Genomic DNA, 22,852 nt, shown 5'->3' with positions numbered 1-22,852 from the left:
AGCACCCCGAGGACCTCACGTGCGATTTCGTCTGACCCCCAGGGAGACGAGCTTCTACGACATGTTCGCCGCGTCCGCGGACAACATCGTCACGGGCTCGAAGCTCCTGATGGAACTGCTCGGAGCGGAGCCTTCCGCCCGGGCCGAGATCGCGGAGCGGATGCGGGCAGCGGAGCACGCCGGCGATGACGCGACCCATGCGATCTTCCACCAGCTGAACTCCTCCTTCATCACGCCGTTCGACCGCGAGGACATCTACAACCTCGCGTCCTCCCTCGACGACATCATGGACTTCATGGAGGAGGCCGTCGACCTGGTCGTCCTCTACAACGTCGAGGAACTCCCCAAGGGTGTCGAGCAGCAGATCGAGGTCCTCGCGCGCGCTGCGGAGCTGACCGCCGAGGCGATGCCGAACCTGCGGACGATGAAGGACCTCACCGAGTACTGGATCGAGGTCAACCGGCTGGAGAACCAGGCGGACCAGATCCATCGCAAGCTGCTCGCCCAGCTCTTCAACGGCAAGTACGACGCCATCGAGGTGCTCAAGCTCAAGCAGATCGTCGACGTGCTGGAAGAGGCGGCCGACGCGTTCGAGCACGTGGCCAACACGGTGGAGACCATCGCGGTCAAGGAGTCCTGAGGCTTCGTGGACACCTTTGCTCTGATCGTGACCATCGGTGTCGCGCTCGGCTTCACGTATACGAACGGTTTTCACGACTCGGCCAACGCCATCGCCACCTCGGTGTCGACGCGGGCGCTGACCCCCCGGGCCGCCCTGGCCATGGCCGCCGTCATGAACCTCGCCGGTGCCTTCATGGGCAGCGGGGTCGCCAAGACGGTCAGTGAGGGTCTGATCGAGACGCCGCACGGTGACAAGGGGATGGGCATCCTCTTCGCCGCGCTGGTCGGCGCGATCATCTGGAACCTGGTGACCTGGTACTTCGGTCTGCCGTCCTCCTCCTCGCACGCCCTGTTCGGCGGCATGGTGGGTGCGGCGCTCGCCGGCGGTACGGAGGTCATCTGGGGTGGCGTCCTCGACAAGGTCGTCATCCCCATGTTCATCTCGCCGGTCGTCGGCCTCGTGGTCGGTTACCTGGTGATGTGCGCGATCATGTGGATGTTCCGCAAGGCCAACCCGCACAAGGCCAAGCGCGGCTTCCGCATCGCCCAGACGGTGTCGGCGGCGGGCATGGCGCTGGGCCACGGTCTGCAGGACGCGCAGAAGACGATGGGCATCGTGGTGATGGCCCTCGTCATCGCCGACGTGCAGGACTCCGGCGACGACATCCCGGTGTGGGTGAAGATCGCGTGCGCCGTGATGCTCTCGCTGGGTACGTACGCGGGTGGCTGGCGCATCATGCGGACGCTCGGCCGGAAGATCATCGAGCTGGACCCGCCGCAGGGTTTCGCGGCGGAGACCACGGGCGCGTCGATCATGTTCGGCTCGGCGTTCCTCTTCCACGCGCCGATCTCGACGACTCACGTCATCACCTCCGCGATCATGGGTGTGGGCGCGACGAAGCGGGTCAACGCGGTGCGCTGGGGTGTCGCGAAGAACATCATCCTGGGCTGGTTCATCACGATGCCGGCCGCCGCGCTGGTGGCCGCAGCCAGCTATTTCGTGGTGCAGCTCTTCTTCGGCTGACGTACGGACCAAATGGTCGGGCCCGGCTCCCTGTGGGGAGCCGGGCCCTTCGTCGTACGGTGGCACCGCCATGCAGCACCGTAGACGAGCTCGGGGAGCGCGGTTTAGCCGAAGCGGCCGGAGATGTAGTCCTCGGTCGCCTGGACGCTCGGGTTGGAGAAGATGCGCTCGGTGTCGTCCAGCTCGATCAGCTTGCCGGGCTGGCCGACGGCCGCCAGGTTGAAGAAGGCCGTGCGGTCCGAGACGCGGGCGGCCTGCTGCATGTTGTGCGTCACGATGACGATCGTGAAGCGCTCCTTCAGCTCGCCGATGAGGTCCTCGATCGCCAGCGTCGAGATCGGGTCGAGGGCCGAGCAGGGCTCGTCCATGAGCAGGACGTCGGGCTCGACCGCGATGGCGCGGGCGATGCACAGACGCTGCTGCTGACCGCCGGAGAGGCCGGAGCCCGGCTTGTTGAGGCGGTCCTTGACCTCGTTCCAGAGGTTGGCGCCCTTGAGGGACTTCTCGACGATGTCGTTGAGCTGCGACTTCTTGTACTTGCCGTTGAGCCGCAGGCCCGCCGCCACGTTGTCGAAGATCGACATGGTGGGGAAGGGGTTCGGGCGCTGGAAGACCATGCCGACCGTGCGGCGCACGGCGACCGGGTCGACGTTCGTCCCGTACAGGTTCTCGTCGTCGAGCATCACCTTGCCCTCGACGCGGCCGCCGGGGGTGACCTCGTGCATGCGGTTCAGGGTGCGCAGGAAGGTGGACTTGCCGCAGCCGGACGGGCCGATGAAGGCCGTCACGGAGCGGGGCTCGACGGTCATGGAGATGTCGTCGATCGCCTTGTGGGCGCCGTAGTACGCGGAGAGGCCGCTGACGTCGATTCGCTTGGCCATATCAATTCACTTCCAGAGGTGGACGCTGGTCAGCGGCCGGTCTTGGGGGCCTTCCAGCGGGCGATGCCGCGGGCCACCAGGTTGAGGATCATGACGAAGGCGATCAGGACGAGCGCTGCGGCCCATGCGCGGGCCACGGCTGCGTCGGTGCCGACCGCGTACTGCTCGTACACGTAGAGCGGCAGGGAGGACTGAGCGCCTTCGAAGGGGTTCGGGTTGATGAGCTTCGTACCGAACACGAGGAGCAGGATCGGGGCCGTCTCGCCGGTGATACGGGCGACCGCGAGCATGACGCCCGTGGTGATGCCGCCGATCGCGGTGGGCAGGACCACCTTCAGGATGGTGCGCCACTTGGGGATGCCGAGGGCGAGGGAGGCCTCGCGGAGCTCGTTCGGGACGAGCTTGAGCATCTCCTCGGTGGAGCGGACCACGACCGGCATCATCAGGATGGCGAGGGCCATCGCGCCGGCGAAACCGGAGGGGCCGAAGCCCAGCATCAGGTTCCAGGTGGCGAGGATGAAGAGGCCGGCGACGATCGACGGGATGCCCGTCATGACGTCGACGAAGAAGGTGACGGCCTGGGCGAGCTTTCCGCCGCCGTACTCGACGAGGTAGACGGCGGTCAGGAGGCCGATCGGGGCGGCGATCACGGTCGCGATGGCGACCTGCTCGATGGTGCCGAGCAGCGCGTGGTAGACACCGCCGCCGGCCTCGGCGTCGAGGACGCCGTTCATCGAGTGGCTCAGGAAGTACGGGTCGAGGACTTCCATGCCCTTGCTGATCGTGACCCAGCCGAGGGAGACCAGCGGGACGACGGCGAGCACGAAGCAGACCCAGACCAGGCTGGTGGCGACGTTGTCCTTGGCCTGACGCCTGCCCTCGACCTTGGTGGTCAGCGCGTACGTGGTGAGGACGAAGAGCAGGGCGGCGATCATGCCCCACTGGACCTTGCTGTGCCAGCCGGCGGCGAGGCCGATGCCGACGGCCGCGGCGATGGAGCCGGCGGCGATGGCGATCGGGCTCCAGCGGGGGAGGCGGGCGCTGGAGAGCGAACTGGCGCGCTTGACCGTCGAGACCGGACGATCCTGTATGGCGTGGCTCATGCCGCTGCCCCCGAGTACTCCTTGCGGCGGCCGATGATCCAGCGGGCGGCGCCGTTGACCAGCAGGGTGATGGCGAAGAGGACGAGACCGGACGCGATCAGCGCGTCCCGGCCGAACTCGTTGGCCTCGTTGAACTTGGCGGCGATGTTCTGCGCGAACGTGCCGCCACCCGGGTCGAGAAGGTGGCCCGAGATGAGGAAGCTGGGGGAGAGGACCACGGCGACGGCCATGGTCTCGCCGAGTGCGCGGCCGAGGCCCAGCATGGAGGCGGAGATGATGCCGGAGCGGCCGAAGGGCAGCACCGACATGCGGATGACCTCCCAGCGCGTGGCGCCGAGGGCGAGGGCGGCTTCCTCGTGCATCTTCGGGGCCTGGAGGAAGACCTCACGGGTGACGTTGGTGATGATCGGAAGGATCATGATCGCCAGGAGGATGCCCACGGTGAAGAGGTTGCGGGCGGGGCCTTCGTTGGCCTTGTCGAAGATGTACGTCCAGCCGAAGTACTGGTCGAGCCACTTGTTGAGGCCGTCCAGGTACGGGACGAGGAAGATCGCGCCCCAGAGGCCGTAGATGATGCTGGGCACGGCGGCGAGCAGGTCGACGACGTACGCGAGCGGCTTGGCCAGCTTGCGCGGGGCGTAGTGCGAGATGAAGAGGGCGATCCCGATCGCGACGGGCACGGCGATGAGCATCGCGATGATCGACGAGACGATCGTGCCGAAGGCGAGGACGGCGATGCCGAAGACCGGCGGGTTGCCGGCCGGGTTCCACTCGAAGGTGGTGAAGAAGTTGGCGCTGTCGTCCGAGATCGCGAGGACGGCGCGGTAGGTGAGGAAGCCGGCGATCGCGGCCATGATCACGAGGAGGGTGATGCCGGAACCTCGGGAGAGCCCGCTGAAGATGCGGTCCCCGGGGCGCGAGGCGCTCTTGGCGCGCCGGCTCCTCTGTATGTCTGGTGTGGTGGTAGCCATCTGCTTCTCCGGTCTGCGGGGCCCCTACGGATGTACGGGCTCCTGGCGGCGGTGCACCGGATGCCGGGTCCGGCCCCCCGGTGCGGGGGGCCGGACCCGGCCGGGGGTCAGGACAGGGTGGGGACGATCGCGCGGACCTTCGCGGCGATCTCGGCCGGGAGCGGGGCGTAGCCGGCGTCGGCGAGGACCTTCTGGCCCTCCTCGCTCACGGTGTAGTTGAGGAAGGCCTTCAGGGTCGGCAGGGTCTCCGCCTTGTTGCCCTTGTCGCAGGCGATCTCGTAGGTGACGAGGACGATCGGGTAGGCACCCTCGGCCTTCGTGGCGTAGTCGAGGGAGAGGGCGACGTCGTTGCCCTTGCCCTTGACCTTGGCGGCGGCGATGGCCTTGGACGCGTTCTCCGAGGAGGCGGCGACCGGGGCGGCGGCACCGGTGTTGATGGCGACCGTGGAGATCTTGTTCGCGGTGGCGTACGAGAGCTCGAAGTAGCCGATGGAGCCCTCGGCGTCCTTGACCGCGGTGGCGACACCGGAGGAGCCGTTGGCGGCCTGGCCACCCTGGGCGGGCCACGACTTCGACTTCGGGTCGTGCTTCCAGTCGGCCGCGGCGGCGGTCGAGAGGTACTTGCCCAGGTTCTGGGTGGTGCCCGACTCGTCCGAGCGGTGGAAGGCCTGGATCGTGCTGTCGGGGAGCTTGGCGCCCGGGTTCAGCTTGGCGATCGCCGGGTCGTTCCACTTGGTGATCTTGTTGTCGAAGATCTTGGCGATGGTGGAGGCGTCGAGGATCAGGTTGTCCACGCCGTCCAGCTTGTAGCCGATGGCGATGGGGCCGCCGACCATGGGCAGGTTGATGCCCGTGCCGCCCTTGCAGATCTTCTGCGACTCGGCGACCTCTTCGTCCTTCAGGGCGGAGTCGGAGCCCGCGAAGGCGACCTGGCCCTGGTTGAACTTGGTGATGCCGCCGCCGGAGCCGATGCCCTGGTAGTTGATCTCGACGCCGGAGCACGCGGCCTGGAAGTTCTTGACCCACAGGTCCATCGCGTTCTTCTGCGCGCTGGACCCGGCGGCGAGGAGCTGGCCCTTGGCGCCCTCGCAGGCGATGTCGGAGGCGGCGGCGGAGGTCTTGGTGCCGCCTTCCTTGGCCGGCGTCTCCGTGTTGTTGTCCGAGCCACACGCCGAGAGGACGAGCGCACCGGAGACGACGAGGGCACCGATCGCGGAGGCGCGAAGCCCGTTCTTGCGCGAAAGCTTCACTTTCGGGTGTTCCTTCCAGAAGCCGCCCTGTCGCGGACCGAGTGTCCCGAACGTTCTACGGCGGCGTGTGTCGGTTGGTGGTGCATCGCTGTGCTCTGTGCACCGTGTAAGGCCGAAATTAGGCAGAACAGGTGAAGCGGTCGGCCGCACAGAGTGAACGGAAAGTGAACCGTGCCGTAAGGCCGGGTGCGGGCGCCTCGGGGGGCGGCGGCGGGGGGTGGCCGACGGCGGAGGCACGGGCCGTCGGCGGCGTGCCGGCCGCTGGTCTGTGACGGCCGGCCGCCGGTCGTCCATGGCGATCGGCCGTCAGCCCGCCGTCGTCGCCCGCAGGGCGTCCAGGAGTTCCCGGTCGCGGGCCTGGGTGAGGCGGGGGCGGGCCTCGTCCGGGGGGAGCCAGAGGAGGCGGTCGACCTCGTGGCTCGGGGTGAAGGGGCCTCCGAGGGCGCGGGCCGACCAGTACTCGACCTCCTTGGGGCGCCCGTCCACCGTGTAGCGGACCGTCGGCAGGCGGGGGCCCAGCTCGCAGTGCTGGCCCGTCTCCTCAAGGACCTCGCGCAGCGCGCACGCCTCCGCCGACTCGGCGCGCTTCCGCTTGCCCTTCGGGTGCGACCAGTCGTCGTACTTCGGCCGGTGGACGAGCGCGATCTCGATGCCGTGGCCGGAAAGCGCCGGGCGCCAGAGGACGCAACCGGCCGCCCGGACGGTGTCCCGGCGCTCCCCGGCCTCGTACCCCCGGCGCTCGGCCGTCACGGGACCGGCGCCGTCGTTCTCCGCCAGGCCCGCTGGAAGGCGAAGCGGGACGCCTCGACCTCGTGGCGCTGGTCGGCGTGGAGGACACCCAGGGCGTACGCCGTCGCGGGGGCGATGCGCGGGGTGCGGGCGGCCGCGGCGGCGGCCGAGGCGGCTTCGGCGGCGTCGCGGTGCCGGTCCAGGGCCCGGGACGCCTCGTACAGCACGGAGTCGGGTTCGCCCCCGGTGTGCAGGGCCTCGGTGGCGTAGCGGTGCAGCCGGAGCAGGAGCCGTGTCTGGTGCCAGGGCGCGTCCTGGCTCTCCGCGGCGGCCAGGGCGAGCGCCTCCGCGTTGTACGGGTGGGCCGCCCGTGTCAGGGGCAGTGCGGCGACCGCGTCCAGGAGGCGTCGTTCGGCGACTTCGGCGGGGCCGTCCAGGACCTCGACGGCGGGGGCCGCGCCCACCGGGCCGAGCGGTACCTCGGAGGCGAGGAGTGCGACGGCGTCGGCGACCGCGTGGAAGCGGGCCGAGCCCAGCGCCTGCAGCGATGCCGAGTGGGCTCGGGTACGGGCCAGGGTCAGCTGCCGTTCGAGGAGGGCGCCGGCCCGTGCGGCGCCGACGGTGAGTCCGGCCGCCTCGCTGCCCCGGGCGGCGGGGACGGGCCCCGCTCCGTTCGACAGGCGGGACAGCGCGTCCACCAGGCGGACGAGCCGCGAGGTGCAGGCCTGCTCCAGGGCCAGCGTCCCCGAGAGCCAGGCGAGCTCGGGGCGCAGCTGGTCCGCCCAGGCCGTGTCGAGCAGCGGCCGGAACGTGTGGAGCGTCCCGCCGATCCGGCGGGCGGCGGCCCGCAGCGTGCGGGCGGCCTCCTCCGCTCCGGCCGTGTCCGAGCCGCTCTCGCCGTGGAGCCGGAGGCCGCGGAGGAAGTCCGCGGCTCGGGCGTGCAGGTAGGGGGCCAGGACCTCGCCCGCCGTGACGTCCTGCAAGTGGTCAGGGTTGTGCACGCCGGCGCCTCCGCGCGTCGATGAGCATCTCCTGGACGTGCCGTAGGGGGCGGCCCTCGGGGTCGGTCGCGTGCCGCGTCCAGTTCCCGTCGGGGCCGAGGTGCCAGGAGGAGGTGGTGTCGGACATTCCGGTCTCCAGGAGCCGGGTGAGCGCGGCCCGGTGCGCCGGGTCGGAGACCCGTACGAGGGCCTCGATCCGGCGGTCCAGGTTGCGGTGCATCATGTCGGCGCTGCCGAACCAGACCTCGGGTTCGCCGCCGTTGCCGAAGGCGAAGACCCGGGAGTGCTCCAGGAAGCGGCCGAGGATCGAACGGACTCGGATGTTCTCCGAGAGGCCGGTGACGCCGGGGCGTACGGCGCAGATGCCGCGCACCCAGATGTCGACCGGGACGCCGGCCCGCGAGGCCTGGTAGCAGGCGTCGATGACGGCCTCGTCGACCATCGAGTTGACCTTGATCCGCACGTACGCGGGCCGGCCGGCGCGGTGGTGGGCGATCTCCTTGGTGATCCGGGAGACCAGCCCGTCGCGCAGCGATTTCGGGGCGGTGAGCAGCCGCCGGTACGTCTCGCGGCGGGAGTAGCCGGAGAGCCGGTTGAACAGGTCGGAGAGGTCCGCGCCGACCTGCGGGTCGGCGGTCAGCAGGCCCAGGTCCTCGTACAGGCGGGCCGTCTTCGGGTGGTAGTTGCCGGTGCCGACGTGCGAGTAGCGGCGGAGCAGCTCGCCCTCCTGCCGCACGACGAGGGACAGCTTGCAGTGGGTCTTCAGGCCGACGAGGCCGTAGACGACGTGGCAGCCGGCCTCCTCCAGCTTGCGCGCCCACTTGATGTTGGCCTGCTCGTCGAAGCGGGCCTTGATCTCGACGAGGACCAGGACCTGCTTGCCGGATTCGGCGGCGTCGATGAGGGCGTCGACTATCGGCGAGTCGCCCGAGGTCCGGTACAGCGTCTGCTTGATCGCCAGCACGTCCGGGTCGGCCGCCGCCTGCTCCAGGAAGGCCTGCACGGACGTCGAGAACGAGTCGTACGGGTGGTGCAGGAGCACGTCCCGCTCGCGCAGCGCCGCGAAGATGTCCGGCGCGGACGCCGACTCGACCTCGGCGAGGTCGCGGTGGGTGCCGGCCACGTACTTGGGGTACTTCAGTTCCGGCCGGTCCTGCCCGGAGATCCCGAACAGACCGGTCAGGTCGAGCGGTCCGGGCAGCGGGTAGACCTCGGCGTCGGAGATCTTCAGTTCGCGGACGAGGAGATCGAGGACGTACGGGTCGATGGACTCCTCGACCTCAAGGCGCACCGGCGGCCCGAAGCGGCGCCGCATGAGCTCCTTCTCCAGGGCCTGGAGGAGGTTCTCGGCGTCGTCCTCCTCGACCTCCAGGTCCTCGTTCCTGGTCACCCGGAACATGTGGTGCGCCAGCACCTCCATCCCGGGGAACAGCTCCTCCAGGTGTGCCGCGATCACGTCCTCCAGCGGCACGTACCGCTGCGGGGAGGCCTCCAGGAAGCGGGACAGCAGGGGCGGCACCTTCACGCGCGCGAAGTGGCGGTGGCCGCTCACCGGATTGCGTACGACCACGGCGAGGTTGAGCGAGAGTCCCGAGATGTACGGGAAGGGGTGTGCCGGGTCCACGGCCAGTGGGGTGAGGACCGGGAAGATCTGCTGCCGGAACAGGGTGAAGAGCCGCGCCTGCTCCTTCTCCGTGAGCTCGGGCCAGCGGATCAGGTGGATGCCCTCGTCGGCCAGGGCCGGGGCCACGTCCTGCTGGTAGCAGGCCGCGTGCCGGGCCATGAGCTCGCGCGACCGGGTCCAGATCAGTTCCAGGACTTCGCGGGGCTGGAGGCCGGAGGCGGAGCGGGTGGCGACGCCGGTGGCGATGCGGCGCTTGAGGCCGGCGACCCGGACCATGAAGAACTCGTCGAGGTTGGACGCGAAGATCGCGAGGAAGTTCGCCCGTTCGAGGAGCGGGGTCGTGGGGTCCTCGGCGAGTTCGAGCACGCGCTCGTTGAACGCGAGCCAGCTGCGTTCCCGGTCGAGGAAACGGCCCTGCGGCAGCTCGTCGCCGAGCGCGCCGTCGTCCTCGTACGTGTCCGGGTCGGCGTCCAGGTCGGCGTCGATGTCGGTGACGACGGCCCCGTTCACCACCTGTGCGCGGTGCGCGGCTATGGAGCCGCGGGACGTCGAGGCGGACGCGGAGGGCGTCTCGGCGGACGACGGGGCGGACGGCTTGGCGGAGGACTGGACCGGGACCTCGGCGGGCTGCTGGCTCATGACCCCATTCTTCCGCGCGAAGGGGTGGTCGGGCGCGTCGGAGCGGGCCGTGGGGGAGGGAAGTCTCCCTTTGGGGAGGGCCGCCCTTCCGGGCGGGGGCACGGAGCGCTTCATTGCGTGAGCGTCGCAAGCGCGTCTGAATGGCCGGTAACGACGACATGTCGTCCGGGAATCGGGGGCGGGGCCGTGTGCGGCCCCGCCCGCTTGATCCTTTAGGGGTGCCGGGCGCGCAGGACGCGGAAGGCCGCGAAGAGGGCGAGGGCGGCGAGGGCGAGGACGATGCCGGTCTCGATGAGCTGGGTGGGCCAGAAGTGTGAGCCGGGGTGGTAGTCGAGGTACTGGGAGGCGATCGGCTCCTGGGGGAGGCAGCTGCCGTCGATGGCGGGGACGGGTTCGCTGGAGCAGAACCAGCCGGGCCAACGTTCCCCGGAGGCGCTGATCAGGCCTTGTTCCATGAGCAGGCCGTGCTCGGGCATGGTGAGGACGGTGGACTCCGCGTCGGCCGGGCCGGTGATGGTCGTCACCGGCAGGAAGTCCCAGCGGCGGGCGCCGAGGATCAGCAGGACCAGGCCCACGACCCCGCCGGTCACGGCCATGGCCACGAGGGTGCGGCGGATCAGCAGACCGACGAGGGCGCCGACGGCGACGGCGAGCAGGACGTAGGCGACGAGGGCGGTCCCGGTGGCCTCGTAACTGCCCCGGTCGGCCCAGTGGAGCTCGCTGCTGCCGCCGACCCGTACCCAGCCCAGGGCGTAGACGGCCATCAGCAGGAGCGTGGCTCCGACGGCTGCCGCCGTGGACGTCAGCAGCTTCGAGCCGAGCCATCGGGCCGGGCTGATCGACTGGGTGAGGGAGAGCTTGTACGTCCCGGATTCCAGCTCGCGGGCGATGAGCGGGCCCGCGACGAAGGCGCCGACCAGGAGGGGGAGCAGGACCACGCCCATGGAGAAGTACTCCATGGCCCAGCGGAGCGTTGCGTACCCGCGGTTGTCGATGGACGGGACCTGGTAGCCGTCCTGTACGTACACGTCCGGTGTCTGCGCGTCCCACAGGCGCAGTCCGCCGATCACCGCCAGCGTCAGGACCACCAGGGCCCCCGTCAGCCACAGTGTCCGCCGGTACTGGCGGACCGTCACCCAGTGGGGGCCCTTCAGGGCGAGCGTGCTCATGCCGGGGCTCCTTCGGTGGTGCGGAGGTGGGCGAGGAGGAGGTCCTCGAGGGAGGGCTCCGTGGTCTCCCAGGGGCCTTCGACCGGGCCCTCGCGGCGGATCAGGGCGGTGAGCTGACGGCCCGTCGTGCGGGATTCGACGACCGTGTGCGGGGCGAGGTCGGCGACCGGGCCCCTGAGCAGTGCGTGGGCGGCGAGGAGTTCGTCGACGGGTCCGTCGAGGCGGATCCGGCCGCCGTTCAGCAGGAGGAGGTGGTCGCAGGCGCCCTCCAGCTCGGTGAGGATGTGCGAGGACATGACGACGGTGGTGCCGTGTTCGGCGGCGTCGGCCATGAGCAGGCCCATCAGCTGGTGCCGGGCGAGCGGGTCGAGGTCGGCCATCGGTTCGTCGAGGAGTAGCAGTTCGGGCCGTTTGCCGAGGGCGAGCGCGAGGGCGACGCGGGTGCGCTGGCCGCCGGAGAGGGTCCGTACGACGGAGTCGGGGTCGAGCGCGTCGGCCATGACCCGCAGGGCGGCGGCCTCGTGCCAGCGGCCCGGGTTGAGCTCGCGGCCCATCCGCAGGGTGTCGGCGACGGTGAGCCGGGGGTGGAGCGGCTTGTCCTGGGCGACGTACGCGAGGTGTTCGCGGGCCGGGGCGTGGATCGTGCCCTCGGTGGGGCGCAGCAGCCCGGCGGCGAGGGCGAGGAGGGTGGACTTGCCGGCGCCGTTGGGGCCGACGAGGGCGCAGACGCGGCCGGTGGGGAGGGCGAAGTCGCACTCCCGCAGGGCCCAGCCGCGGCCGGTTCCCCGGCCCCTTCCCCCGTATTTCTTGCCCAGGAGATCGGCCTCCAGTGCGATGCCGTCTCTTGTCATGCGTCGTCCCCCTCGAAATGTTCCTTCAGTACGGATGTGAAGAGCGCGGCCACGTCCTCGCGGTCCAGTCCGGCGGTGCGGGCGCGGCGGGCCCAGTCGGCGAGCTCGCCGCGCAGGGGCGAGTCGGCCGGGCCGGTGCCGAGCGTGGCTCGGACGAAGGTGCCGAGGCCGCGGCGGGCCTCGACGAGGCCTTCGCGTTCGAGCTCGCGGTAGGCCTTGAGGACCGTGTTCGGGTTGATGGCCGTCGCTTCGACGACCTCGCGTGCGGTGGGCAGTCGGTCGCCTGGCTCCAGGAGGCCCATCCGGAGGGCCTGTTTCGTCTGCTGGACGATCTGGAGGTAGGTGGCGACGCCACTGCGCCGGTCGATGCGGTACTCGACCACGATGCTTCCACCACCCTTTCACTAATCAAGTAGTGAAAGGGTGGTGCAAAGAAGGGGGCGGTGTCAACCGCCCCCTTCCCGAAGGGTGTTACGACTCCGTGCGGTACATGAGGTCCACCTCGTGCGTGACGAAGCCCAGCCGCTCGTAGACCGTCACCGCCGCCGTGTTGTCGGCGTCCACGTACAGCATCGCCGTCGGCAGTCCCTGCGCCGCCAGGTGCCGCAGGCCGATCGCGGTCAGGGCCTTGCCGAGGCCGCCGCCCTGGGCGTCGGGCAGGATGCCGACCACGTACACCTCGCCGAGCTGCTGCTCGGCGTGGGTCTTCGTCCAGTGGAAGCCGACGAGCCGGCCGTCCTTCTCGGCGAGGAAGAAGCCCTTCGGGTCGAACCAGGGCTCGGCGATCCGGTCGTCCAGGTCCCGCTGGGTGAGCGAGCCCTGCTCCGGGTGGTGGGCGAAGGCGGCGGCGTTGACCGCGAGCCAGGCCGTGTCGTCCTGACCGGGGACGAAGGTGCGGACGGTGACGCCCTCGGGGAGCACCGGCTCCGGGATGTCGAGCGGGGTGAGGGGGCGCCTGAGCTGGCGCAGTTCGCGGAAGAGCGTCAGGCCGAGGACCTGGGCGAGGTGCCGGGCGGCGGACTTGCCGCCGTGCGCCCAGACGCGCAGCCGCTTGCCGGAGGCGGCGAGCAGGGTGGTGCCGAGCGCCCGGCCGTGGCCGCGGCCGCGGTGGGAGGGGTGGACGACGAGCTCGGCGGCCGGGGCCTCGATGGGGTCGGTCTCCTCCAGCTGGGCGTAGCCGTAGAGGTGGGTGCCGACGGTGAGCAGGAAGTGCCGCACGCCCTCGCGGCCGCCGTGACGGAGGTAGAGCCGGCCCTGCTCGGAGACGGCGTGCATGCCGTCGGCCTGGTCCGCGGCCTCCAGCAGGTCCAGTACGTCCTGGATCTGCTCGGGCGTGAGCTCGTCATAGGTGTGGATCTGCCGTCCGGGTTCGAGGGCCGGCGCCGCGTCGGAAGTCATGGTTACGAGCCTACGGCGACACTTCGTCAGTCAGAGGCAACTGTCTTGTAACCAGCTACCCCCTGTTGCGCTACGCGCGTTGACTCTAGGCTGCAGCGGCATACGGGGAGTACGTCAAGGCCGCGAACAGGGGCAAGGGGACTAGGGGAGAGATGGCAGCGACACCGAGGAAGAACAAGACCGGACGGCGAATTCTCGCCGCGGGTGCGGGACTTGCGACGGTCGGGGCGCTCGTCGCCGCGATGCCGTCGGCCGGGGCCGACGGCGACGCCTTCGCCGCCGGGCACGGCAAGGGCTGGGGCCGGATGGTCGACGTCCAGCTGCTCTCCTTCAACGACCTCCACGGCAACCTGGAGCCGCCGGCCGGTTCGTCCGGTCAGGTCACCCGGGTCAAGGAGGACGGCACCACCGAGAAGATCGACGCCGGTGGCGTCGAGTACCTGGCCACGCACCTGCGCCAGGCCCGTCAGGGGAATCGTTACTCCGTGACGGCCGCGGCCGGTGACCTCATCGGTGCCTCGCCCCTGCTGTCCGGGCTCTTCCACGACGAGCCGACCATCGGGGCCCTGAACAAGCTGGACCTCGACGTCACCTCGGTGGGCAACCACGAGTTCGACGAGGGCGCGGTCGAGCTGGCCCGGATGCAGAACGGCGGCTGTCACCCGACCGCCGGCTGCTTCGTCGAGGGCAAGAAGTTCAAGGGCGCCGACTTCCCCTACCTCGCCGCGAACGTGACGAAGGAGAAGACGGGGAAGCCGCTGCTCGACCCGTACTTCATCTGGGAGAAGAACGGCGTCCGGATCGGCTTCATCGGCGTGACCCTGGAGGGCACCCCGAACGTCGTCACCGCCGAGGGCGTCAAGGGCCTCAAGTTCGGCGACGAGGTCGAGACGATCAACAAGTACACGAAGATCCTGGAGCGCAAGGGCGTCAAGTCCATCGTCGCCCTGGTCCACGAGGGCGGCATGCCGGCCTCGGCCGCGTACAACTACAACTGCGACGGTGACGGCGACGGTGACGGCGAGGGCGTCTCGGGCGCGATCGTCGACATCGCCAAGAACGTCTCGCCGCAGGTCGACGCGCTGGTCACCGGCCACACGCACCAGGCGTACGTGTGCTCCATCCCGGACCCGGCGGGCAAGCCGCGTCTGGTCACCTCGGCGTCCTCGTTCGGCAAGCTGTACACGGACACCACGCTGACGTACGACCGCGCCACCAAGGACATCGTGCGCACGGCGGTGGCCTCGGCCAACCACGTCGTCACGCGTGACGTGCCGAAGGCCGCGGACGTCACGAAGCTGATCGAGGACTGGCGCACGCTGGCCGCCCCGATCGCGAACCGTCCGCAGGGCTTCATCGCCGCCGACATCAACGGTCGCGGTTCCACGGCGTTCGAGAAGCCGCTCGGCGACCTGATCGCCGACGCGCAGCTGGAGGGCCTGGCCCCGGCGGACAAGGGCGGCGCTCAGCTGGCCCTGATGAACCCGGGCGGTATCCGCTCCGACCTGGTGTACGCGGCCTCCGGCAGCGAGGGCAACGGCGTCGTGACGTACGGCGAGTCGTTCACCGTGCAGCCCTTCACCAACATGATGAACGTGGTCGACCTCAGCGGCGCGAACCTGATCTCCGCGCTGAAGCAGCAGGTCAGTGGCTCGAACCTGAACTCCGTCAAGATCCTTCAGGTCTCGAAGGGCCTCACCTACACGCTCGACATGACGAAGACGGGCGCGGACCGCGTCGTCGACGGCACGATCAAGCTGAACGGTGAGCCGATCGACCCGTCGAAGACCTACCGCGTCGCGATGAACGAGTTCCTCGCGGGCGGCGGCGACGGCTTCGCGGCCCTGGCCACCGGCACCGACAAGCTGGTCGGCGCCTCGGACCTGGACGTCTTCAACGCCTACCTGGCGGCCCACTCCTCGGCGACCGCCCCGCTGCCGGTCCCGGCGGCGGACCGCATCACCGTGGTGCAGTAACCCGGAAAGTCCCGAGGGGGCGGCGGACCGTTCCGACGGCCCGCCGCCCCTTTTCCGTGCCCGCCGCCCCTTTCCGTGCCCGCGGCACGCCTTCCGGGGCCGACGCACTCTGGCGGGTGTTGTTGTGGACCTGTCATAGTGCGGCGCATGGAGCGACGACGCTTTCTCGCAGGAGCCGTGGGAGCCATGGGTGCCGGGGCACTCCTCCTCGCGGGAGCCCCCACCGCCTCGGCCGTGGACACGCGCGCGTGGATGGGCGGACACGGGGACGGGACGCCCCTCCAGCGGCTCACCATTCCCGGCACGCACGACTCCGGCGCGCGCTTCGGCGGGCCCTGGTCGGAGTGCCAGAACACCACCATCGCCCAGCAGCTGGACAGCGGCATCCGGTTCCTGGACATCCGCTGCCGGGTGACCGGCGGGTCCTTCGCCATCCACCACGGCGCCTCCTACCAGAACATGATGTTCGGGGACGTCCTCGTCGCCTGCCGGGCCTTCCTCGCCGCGCACCCCTCCGAGACGATCCTCATGCGGGTCAAGCAGGAGTACTCGGAGGACTCCGACGCCACCTTCCGCGCGGTCTTCGACGACTACCTCGACGCGCGCGGCTGGCGTTCCCTCTTCCGGATCGGCGACGGGGTGCCCCTGCTCGGCGAGGCCCGCGGCCGGGTCGTGCTGATCGCCGACAACGGCGGACTGCCGGGCGGCCTGAGGTGGGGGGACGGCTCCCTCGCCATCCAGGACGACTGGAACGCCCTCCCCGACCCCAAGTACGCCAAGATCGAGGCCCACTTCCGCGCGGCCGTGGCCCAGCCCGGCCGGCTGTACGTGAACTTCGTCAGCACCTCCGCCTACCTCCCGCCCCGCTGGAACTCCGACCGCCTCAACCCGCGCGTGCACGGCTACCTCGACTCGGCGGGCGCGTCCGGCGCGAAGGGCCTCGGCATCGTCCCCATGGACTTCCCCAACACCCGCTCGGGACTGGTCGAGGCACTGCTCCGGCACAACTAGGGGCAGACACGACCTGGCGACCGGCCAAGGCCGGGGCACGGGCTCTCCCCGGTCACAGCTCCGGTGGCGGGGTCGGGGCCCCCGGCAGTCGGACCGTCGCCACCGTGCCGCCGCCGCTCTCCGCCGGGGTCAGGGCGACCGTCCCGCCCGCGTGGTGGACGGTGCGGGCCACGATCGAGAGGCCGAGGCCGGAGCCCGGGAGGCTGCGGGCCGACGGTGAACGCCAGAAGCGGTCGAAGACGTGCGGGAGCTCGTCCGGGGCGATGCCGGGACCCTGGTCGCGGACCTTCAGTTCGCCGCGCATCAGGGTCACCTCGACCGTGCCCCGGGGCGGCGAGAACTTCACCGCGTTGTCGAGGACGTTCACCAGGGCCCGTTCCAGAGCGGCCGGTTCCGCCCGTACGTACCAGGGCGCCAGGTCCGTCACGAAGGTCAGCTCCGGGCCCCGCAGCCGCGCCCGGTCCAGGGCCGTCCGCAGGATCGTGTGGAGCGGGACCACTTCGAGGGGGCCCGGCTGCGCCGCGTCCGGGCGGGCCAGTTCCTGGAGGTCGCCGATCAGCGCCGCCAGTTCCGTCATCTGCGCCTTCACCGAGGCCATCAGGGCCCGCCGGTCGTCCGGCGGGATCGCCCGGCCGGTCTCCTCGCTGCGCGCGAGGAGCTCGACGTTCGTGCGGAGGGAGGTCAGCGGCGTCCGCAGTTCGTGTCCGGCGTCCGCGATCAGCTGCGCCTGCCGGTCCCTGGACGTCGCCAGCGCCGCCGTCATCGCGTTGAACGAGCGCGACAGACGGGCGATCTCGTCCTCGCCCTCGACCGGGATCCGCACGGTCAGGTCCTCGGTCGCGGCCACGTGCTCGACCGCCCCGGTCAGCCGGTTCACCGGCTCCAGACCGGTCCGCGCCACCCACAGGCCGGCCGCGCCCGCGCCGACGACGCCGATCCCGGAGACCAGGAGCAGCATCCAGCGCAGGGTGGACATCGAGTTGTCGATCTCGTCGAGGGGGCGTGCGACGGAGACCGCGAGCAGGCCGATCGGGCCGTTGTCCGGGTAGGTGTAGACCCGCATCTCCCGCCCGGCCTCGTCCTTCACGGTGTGCAGGGCGAACTCCAGCTGCCCCCGAGCCACCGCGAGGTCCCCGACCCCGGTTGGGATCGCGGCCTTGCCCGCGGTGCACACGGTGCCGTCGGCGAGGATCACCTGCACCGTGTGCGAGACGGTCACCGGGGGCGGTGTGGCGCCCTGCCGACAGAGGGCGAGCAGGCCCTGCACGCCGTTCCGGTCGAGCCTGGTGTTGCGCAGCGAGGAGTCCAGCTCGTTCTCCAGCTGCGCCCGCGTCACGAACCAGCACGCGAGCGAGACCGCGCCCACGGCCACCGCCACGGCGACCGCCGTGAGGAGGGCGAGCCGCGAGCGGAGGGGACGGGAGCGGAACCACGCGAGGGGGCTTCTCAGACCCCCGCGGCCCGTCCGGGAACCGCTCACTCCCCGCCTCCTCCGCGCAGCGCGTATCCCACGCCCCGCACCGTGTGCACGAGGCGCGGCTCGCCGCCGGCCTCCGTCTTGCGTCGCAGGTACATCACGTACACGTCCAGTGAGTTCGAGCTCGGTTCGAAGTCGAAGCCCCATACGGCCTTGAGGATCTGCTCCCGGGTCAGCACCTGCCGCGGGTGCGCCAGGAACATCTCCAGGAGGGTGAACTCCGTCCGCGTGAGCTCCACCGTCCGCCCGCCCCGCGTCACCTCGCGCGTGGTGAGGTCCATCCGCAGGTCCTCGAAGGCCAGCACGTCGGCGTCGGCCTGGCCGGAGGCCATGGCGGAGGCGTACGAGCTGCGCCGCAGCAGCGCCCTGATCCGGGCGAACAGCTCGTCCAGCTCGAACGGCTTCACGAGGTAGTCGTCGGCGCCCGCGTCGAGCCCGGTGACCCGGTCGCCGACCGTGTCGCGCGCGGTGAGCATCAGGATCGGCACGGTCGAGCCGGAGGCCCTGATCCGGCGGGCCGCCGTGAGCCCGTCCATCCGGGGCATCTGGACGTCGAGGACGACGAGATCGGGGGCGTACGACTCCATCCGGGCGAGCGCGTCGAGTCCGTCCACGGCGTCCTGCGTCCCGTACCCCTCGAAGGCGAGGCTGCGGCGCAGGGCCTCCCGTACGGCGGGCTCGTCGTCGACGATGAGGATGCGCTCGGGTTCGTGTCGCTGGACGGTCATGGGCTCAGCGTCGCATGTCGCCCGTTCGCCGGTCAGTTGTCGCCGCCCGCGCGCAGGCTCTCCAGGTCGGCCTTCACGGTGTCGACCGGGATCGCGAATCCGAGGCCCACGCTGCCGGCCGTCGAACCACTCGAAGAACTGGGCGAATACATGGCCGAATTGATTCCGATGATCTCGCCGTTCATATTGATCAACGCGCCGCCGGAATTCCCCGGATTCAGCGAGGCGTCGGTCTGCAGCGCCTTGTACGTGGTCTTCGACGAGCCGGTGTCGCCGTTGAACTGCTGTCCGCCGAACTCGAACGGCCAGCCCTGCCGCGGGTCGTACTGCTGCCCCTGCCGCTGGTCCTGGCCGGCGCTGTCGTCGTCCTTGGCGACGGTCACGTCCCGGTCGAGCGCGGAGACGATGCCGCTGGTGACGGTCCCGGTGAGGCCCTCGGGGGAGCCGATCGCGACGACCTGGTCGCCGACCCGCACCTTGGACGAGTCGCCGAGGGTGGCCGTCTTGAGGCCGGAGGCGCCCCGGAGCTTGATGAGGGCGAGGTCCTTGTCGGGGTCGGTGCCGACGACCTCGGCCTCGTAGGACTTGCCGTTGCTGAGCTGCACGGTGATCTCGGACGCGCCGGAGATCACGTGGTTGTTGGTGACGATCTCGCCGTCGGAGGTGATGATCACGCCCGAGCCGGTGGACTTGCCGGCGTTCGAGCTCGCGGAGATCTCGACGATCGAGGGGGAGACGGCCTCGGCGACGCCGGCGACCGTGCCCGTGCTGCTCGCGGAGACGTTGGTGCCGTTCACGGCCGAGGAGGCGGCGACGGGGGTGTCCGAGCCGAGCTGCTGGACGAGCGTCGCCGTACCGCCGCCGATGGCCGCGGCCGCGATGGCCACGGCCGCCATGAGGCCGACCCCGCGCTTGGCGCGGCGACGGGAGCCGGGGCCTCCGGCGGGAGCGTCGGCCGGGGCGCCCGTCGCGGTGACGGGCGGGGCCGGCGGGCCCACCGGCGGCGGTACGTGTCCACCGGACGGCCAGATGGTGGTGCCGGGCTCGGTGACGATCGGCTGGGTGGAGAGCGGCTGCGTCGCGTGGGGCTGCCGGGCGGCGTACGGCTCGCCCGCGGTCGGCTGCTGGGCGGTCTGCTCGGCGCCGGCCGGCTGCGGGGCCGGGGTGTACGGCGGCCTCGGCGGCTGCGGCGGATAGTAGGGCTGCTGCGGCTGCTGCTCCTGGAAGTCCGTCATGGCTATGACTCTCGGAGCCGTACATGAGAGTCGTCTGAGGACCGGGTGAGAAGCCCGACAGAAGCCTGTATGCCCGATATAAAGAGCCCTCCCGGGAGGGCTCCTGGGAGGGGGCTCTCGGGGAGGGCTCTGGGGGAGGGCTCTGGGGGAGGGCTCTGGGCGGGTGAACCGCTCAGCCGCCGTCGCAGCCGCAGGAGCGGCGGACGACCAGGGACGACGGGAAGACCTTCACGCGCTCGCGGCGCGAGCCCGCCACGCGGAGCGAGTCGTCCAGGACCAGGTCCACGGCCGCGCGGGCCATGGCCGGCCGGTCCGAGGCGACCGTGGTCAGCGGCGGGTCGGTGAGACCCGCCTCCTTCACGTCGTCGAAGCCGGCGACGCCCAGCTCGGCCGGCACCTCGATGCGCAGCTCGCGCGCCGCCCGCAGCACGCCGAAGGCCTGGTCGTCGGTGGAGCAGAAGATGGCCGGCGGCCTGTCCGGGCCGGCGAGCAGCTTGAGCGCCACCTGGTAGGCGTCGTAGCGGTTGTACGGGGCCTGGAAGAGCCGGCCCTCGATCGAGTGGCCCGCCTCCAGCATGGCCCGCCGCCAGCCCTCCTCGTGGTCGGCGACCGGGTCGCCGACGGCCGGGGTGTTCGGGATGCCGCCCATGCAGGCCACGTACGGGTAGCCGTGGTCCAGGAGGTGCTGGGTGGCGAGCTGGGCGCCGACGATGTCGTCGGTGACGACGGCGACGTCGTCGAGGGCCTCGGGCCGCTCGTGCAGCAGCACCACGCGCGCGTCCCAGGCCTCGACCTCGCTCGCGGCCCGCTCGCTCATGCCCTGGCTGACCAGGATCAGACCGGAGACCCGCATGCCGAGGAAGGCCCGCAGGTAGTGGACCTCGCGCTCGTCGCGGTAGTCGGAGTTCCCGACGAGGACCATCTTTCCGCGCTCGGCGGCGGCCTGCTCGACCGCGTGCGCCAGCTCCGCGAAGAACGGCTGCCGCGCGTCCGGGACGATCATGCCTATGAGGTCCGTGCGCCGGGACGCCATCGCCTGGGCGACCCGGTCGGGCCGGTAGCCCAGTTCCTTGATCGCGGCGAGGACACGCTCGCGCGTGGCCGGGGCGACCGGCCGGGGTCCGTTGTTGATGACGTAGCTCACGACCGCAGTCGAGGTACCTGCCAGTCGAGCTACGTCATCCCGCGTCACCTTGGCCACGCGCGGCAGTCTACGCGGGGTGACCTACCTACCGGCAGGTCGCACTGTGGCGTCCGCCACGTTCCTGTCCTCCAGAGGGGTGACATCTGCCGTGGCGTCCTTGACGCGGGTGCCCTCGGCCTTGACCCGGGCCTCTTCCTTCGCCCGGGCCTCCTCCGCCGCCCGCTCCACCTTCTCGGGGGTGACGAAGCGGTAGCCGACGTTACGGACGGTGCCGATGAGCGACTCGTGCTCGGGGCCGAGCTTGGCCCGCAGACGCCGTACGTGGACATCGACCGTTCGGGTGCCGCCGAAGTAGTCGTACCCCCACACCTCCTGCAGGAGCTGCGCGCGCGTGAAGACGCGGCCCGGGTGCTGGGCCAGGTACTTGAGGAGCTCGAACTCCTTGAAGGTCAGGTCCAGGACCCGGCCCTTGAGCTTCGCGCTGTACGTCGCCTCGTCGACCGACAGGTCGCCGTTGCGGATCTCCATGGGGGAGTCGTCCGCGACGATCTGCTGGCGGCCCATGGCGAGGCGCAGCCGCGCCTCGACCTCGGCCGGTCCCGCGGTGTCGAGGAGGACGTCGTCGATGCCCCAGTCGGCGGTGACGGCCGCGAGGCCGCCCTCGGTGACGACGAGGATCAGCGGACAGCCGGGCCCGGTGGAGCGCAGCAGCTGGCAGAGCGAACGCACCTGCGGGAGGTCCCGCCGGCCGTCGACGAGGATCACGTCCGCGCCGGGGGTGTCCACGAGGGCGGGGCCCTCGGCCGGGGCGACCCGGACGTTGTGGAGCAGCAGGCCGAGGGCGGGCAGCACCTCGGTGGAAGGCTGGAGAGCGTTGGTCAGGAGCAGCAAGGCGCTCATCGCGCACCACCTGCCGTCCCTGCCGTCGGTCGGTCGTGCTTCGGTCGCTCGCTCATAACGTCGGTTCCTCCTCGGTCCCTGCGAGGACGTGCACTGCTTCGTACAGACACTGTTCGTACGGGCACTGCTTCGTACGGATCACTGTCGGCTCCCGCGCCCGGAGAGCTTTTGTTCATCCGTCCGTAACAACGGTCGGAAAACGCAAAAGGACCCGGGGGCTGCGTCGCCCGGATCCTCTGCACAGGAGAATAGCCCACATGAGTTCAGAGGGAGAGGGCGGATTTCATATGGTGGATGTCTCCCTGATCACTTCCGGCTCCCGACGGGCAATGTTGCGTACGGATGACGATGTCCGTATCGAGGCGGTTTACGAACCGCCCAGGGCAAGTGTCACCGATACGGCGGTCACCGGGACGGCGGTCGTCGTGGCCCACGGCTTCACCGGGGCGGCGGACCGGCCCGCCGTCCGGCGCGCCGCCCGTGTCTTCGCGGACCGCGGCGCGGCCGTCGTGACCTTCTCCTTCCGCGGCCACGGCGGCTCCGGGGGCCGCTCCACCGTCGGCGACCGGGAGGTCCTCGACCTGGCCGCCGCCGTCCGCTGGGCACGTGAGCTCGGCCACGCGCGCGTGGCGACGGTCGGCTTCTCCATGGGCGGGTCCGTGGTTCTGCGCCACGCCGCCCTCGACCGGGACACGGACGGACGCGCCGACGCGGTGGCCGCCGTCTCCGCGCCCGCCCGCTGGTACTACCGGGGAACGGCGCCGATGCGCCGCGTCCACTGGATGGTCACCCGGCCGGCGGGGCGCCTCGTCGGGCGGTACGGGCTCCGCACCCGGATCGACAGCCGGGCCTGGGACCCCGTGCCCCTGTCTCCCGTGGAGGCGGTGCCGCTGATCGCACCGATCCCGCTCCTGATCGTGCACGGGGACCGGGACGCGTACTTCCCGCTCGACCACCCGCGGATGCTGGCCGGGGCGGGCGACGCCGAGCTGTGGCTGGAGCGGGGGATGGGCCACGCCGAGAACGCGGCGGACGAGGAGCTGCTCGCCCGGCTGGGGGACTGGCTCACACGCGGATAGCCCATCATGGGGGGCGGCGCGCACACGAACGAAGGGAGCGC

21 protein-coding genes are annotated in these 22,852 nt (G+C 70.8%); 5 read left to right on the top strand and 16 right to left on the bottom strand.

The window, feature by feature from the left end:
* Positions 1 to 19 precede the first annotated feature (19 nt).
* Positions 20 to 640 (top strand): DUF47 domain-containing protein, encoded by a 621-nt coding sequence (locus OG259_RS19755; RefSeq protein WP_229315230.1) that lies wholly within the window; start codon positions 20 to 22, stop codon positions 638 to 640.
* Positions 641 to 646: 6 nt separating this feature from the next.
* Complete coding sequence (locus tag OG259_RS19750; RefSeq protein WP_328943479.1) at positions 647 to 1,645, top strand: inorganic phosphate transporter; 999 nt, start codon at positions 647 to 649, stop codon at positions 1,643 to 1,645.
* A gap of 104 nt (positions 1,646 to 1,749) precedes the next feature.
* Here the strand turns inward: OG259_RS19750 and pstB are convergent, their stop codons facing one another.
* From pstB to mshD, 11 genes are all read right to left on the bottom strand, one after another.
* Positions 1,750 to 2,526 carry a phosphate ABC transporter ATP-binding protein PstB gene (pstB, locus tag OG259_RS19745; protein ID WP_121830846.1) on the bottom strand — a complete coding sequence of 259 codons (777 nt, stop codon included), beginning with the start codon at positions 2,524 to 2,526 and terminating at the stop codon, positions 1,750 to 1,752.
* Between the two features lie 29 nt (positions 2,527 to 2,555).
* Positions 2,556 to 3,629, bottom strand: coding sequence for a phosphate ABC transporter permease PstA (pstA, locus tag OG259_RS19740; protein WP_328943478.1), 1,074 nt, complete (start codon positions 3,627 to 3,629; stop codon positions 2,556 to 2,558).
* Positions 3,626 to 4,600: a phosphate ABC transporter permease subunit PstC gene (gene pstC / locus OG259_RS19735; protein WP_328943477.1), complete on the bottom strand. Its 975-nt coding sequence runs from the start codon at positions 4,598 to 4,600 to the stop codon at positions 3,626 to 3,628. Before pstC ends, pstA begins: the two co-directional genes overlap by 4 nt.
* Positions 4,601 to 4,707: 107 nt before the next feature.
* Entirely contained in the window at positions 4,708 to 5,850 is a 1,143-nt protein-coding gene (gene pstS / locus OG259_RS19730) for a phosphate ABC transporter substrate-binding protein PstS (protein WP_328943476.1), read from the bottom strand.
* Positions 5,851 to 6,156: 306 nt separating this feature from the next.
* On the bottom strand, positions 6,157 to 6,600 hold the full coding sequence (locus OG259_RS19725) for an NUDIX hydrolase (protein WP_328943475.1): 444 nt from the start codon (positions 6,598 to 6,600) through the stop codon (positions 6,157 to 6,159).
* Positions 6,597 to 7,580 carry a CHAD domain-containing protein gene (locus OG259_RS19720; RefSeq protein ID WP_328943474.1) on the bottom strand — a complete coding sequence of 328 codons (984 nt, stop codon included), beginning with the start codon at positions 7,578 to 7,580 and terminating at the stop codon, positions 6,597 to 6,599. The genes OG259_RS19725 and OG259_RS19720 overlap by 4 nt, the downstream gene beginning before the upstream one ends.
* The gene (locus OG259_RS19715) at positions 7,567 to 9,843 is read right to left on the bottom strand and encodes an RNA degradosome polyphosphate kinase (protein ID WP_328943473.1); all 2,277 of its coding nucleotides are present in this window, start codon (positions 9,841 to 9,843) and stop codon (positions 7,567 to 7,569) included. The genes OG259_RS19720 and OG259_RS19715 overlap by 14 nt, the downstream gene beginning before the upstream one ends.
* A gap of 212 nt (positions 9,844 to 10,055) precedes the next feature.
* Positions 10,056 to 11,012: an ABC transporter permease gene (locus OG259_RS19710; protein WP_328943472.1), complete on the bottom strand. Its 957-nt coding sequence runs from the start codon at positions 11,010 to 11,012 to the stop codon at positions 10,056 to 10,058.
* Positions 11,009 to 11,863 carry an ABC transporter ATP-binding protein gene (locus OG259_RS19705; RefSeq protein ID WP_328943471.1) on the bottom strand — a complete coding sequence of 285 codons (855 nt, stop codon included), beginning with the start codon at positions 11,861 to 11,863 and terminating at the stop codon, positions 11,009 to 11,011. Before OG259_RS19705 ends, OG259_RS19710 begins: the two co-directional genes overlap by 4 nt.
* A complete protein-coding gene (locus OG259_RS19700) occupies positions 11,860 to 12,246 on the bottom strand; it encodes a GntR family transcriptional regulator (protein WP_055601792.1) in 387 nt (128 codons plus the stop codon). Before OG259_RS19700 ends, OG259_RS19705 begins: the two co-directional genes overlap by 4 nt.
* An 88-nt stretch (positions 12,247 to 12,334) precedes the next feature.
* Entirely contained in the window at positions 12,335 to 13,261 is a 927-nt protein-coding gene (gene mshD, locus OG259_RS19695; protein WP_328943470.1) for a mycothiol synthase, read from the bottom strand.
* 152 nt (positions 13,262 to 13,413) lie between these two features.
* Between mshD and OG259_RS19690 the strand changes: the two genes are divergently transcribed.
* Entirely contained in the window at positions 13,414 to 15,237 is a 1,824-nt protein-coding gene (locus OG259_RS19690; RefSeq protein WP_328943469.1) for a bifunctional metallophosphatase/5'-nucleotidase, read from the top strand.
* Positions 15,238 to 15,384: 147 nt separating this feature from the next.
* Positions 15,385 to 16,248: a phosphatidylinositol-specific phospholipase C gene (locus tag OG259_RS19685; RefSeq protein ID WP_328943468.1), complete on the top strand. Its 864-nt coding sequence runs from the start codon at positions 15,385 to 15,387 to the stop codon at positions 16,246 to 16,248.
* 52 nt (positions 16,249 to 16,300) lie between these two features.
* On the opposite strand, the gene OG259_RS19680 is transcribed toward OG259_RS19685, so the two are convergent.
* The 5 genes from OG259_RS19680 to OG259_RS19660 all read right to left on the bottom strand — a co-directional run bounded on the left by OG259_RS19680 (position 16,301) and on the right by OG259_RS19660 (position 21,732).
* Positions 16,301 to 17,728, bottom strand: coding sequence for a sensor histidine kinase (locus tag OG259_RS19680; RefSeq protein ID WP_328943467.1), 1,428 nt, complete (start codon positions 17,726 to 17,728; stop codon positions 16,301 to 16,303).
* Positions 17,725 to 18,453 carry a response regulator transcription factor gene (locus OG259_RS19675; RefSeq protein ID WP_328943466.1) on the bottom strand — a complete coding sequence of 243 codons (729 nt, stop codon included), beginning with the start codon at positions 18,451 to 18,453 and terminating at the stop codon, positions 17,725 to 17,727. The genes OG259_RS19680 and OG259_RS19675 overlap by 4 nt, the downstream gene beginning before the upstream one ends.
* A 32-nt stretch (positions 18,454 to 18,485) precedes the next feature.
* The gene (locus tag OG259_RS19670) at positions 18,486 to 19,688 is read right to left on the bottom strand and encodes a S1C family serine protease (RefSeq protein ID WP_328943465.1); all 1,203 of its coding nucleotides are present in this window, start codon (positions 19,686 to 19,688) and stop codon (positions 18,486 to 18,488) included.
* Between the two features lie 172 nt (positions 19,689 to 19,860).
* Complete coding sequence (locus tag OG259_RS19665) at positions 19,861 to 20,889, bottom strand: LacI family DNA-binding transcriptional regulator (protein WP_328943464.1); 1,029 nt, start codon at positions 20,887 to 20,889, stop codon at positions 19,861 to 19,863.
* 24 nt (positions 20,890 to 20,913) lie between these two features.
* The gene (locus OG259_RS19660; protein ID WP_328943463.1) at positions 20,914 to 21,732 is read right to left on the bottom strand and encodes a response regulator transcription factor; all 819 of its coding nucleotides are present in this window, start codon (positions 21,730 to 21,732) and stop codon (positions 20,914 to 20,916) included.
* A gap of 257 nt (positions 21,733 to 21,989) precedes the next feature.
* Here OG259_RS19660 and OG259_RS19655 point away from each other — a divergent pair, with 257 nt between their 5' ends.
* Positions 21,990 to 22,811 carry an alpha/beta hydrolase family protein gene (locus tag OG259_RS19655; protein ID WP_328943462.1) on the top strand — a complete coding sequence of 274 codons (822 nt, stop codon included), beginning with the start codon at positions 21,990 to 21,992 and terminating at the stop codon, positions 22,809 to 22,811.
* Positions 22,812 to 22,852 lie beyond the last annotated feature (41 nt).

Origin of the sequence: Streptomyces sp. NBC_00250, from assembly GCF_036192275.1 — a bacterium.
Classification (GTDB): Bacteria; Actinomycetota; Actinomycetes; order Streptomycetales; family Streptomycetaceae; genus Streptomyces.
The sequence above is the reverse complement of the archived record's forward strand: the minus strand, read 5'-3'. Positions and strand labels throughout refer to the sequence as shown.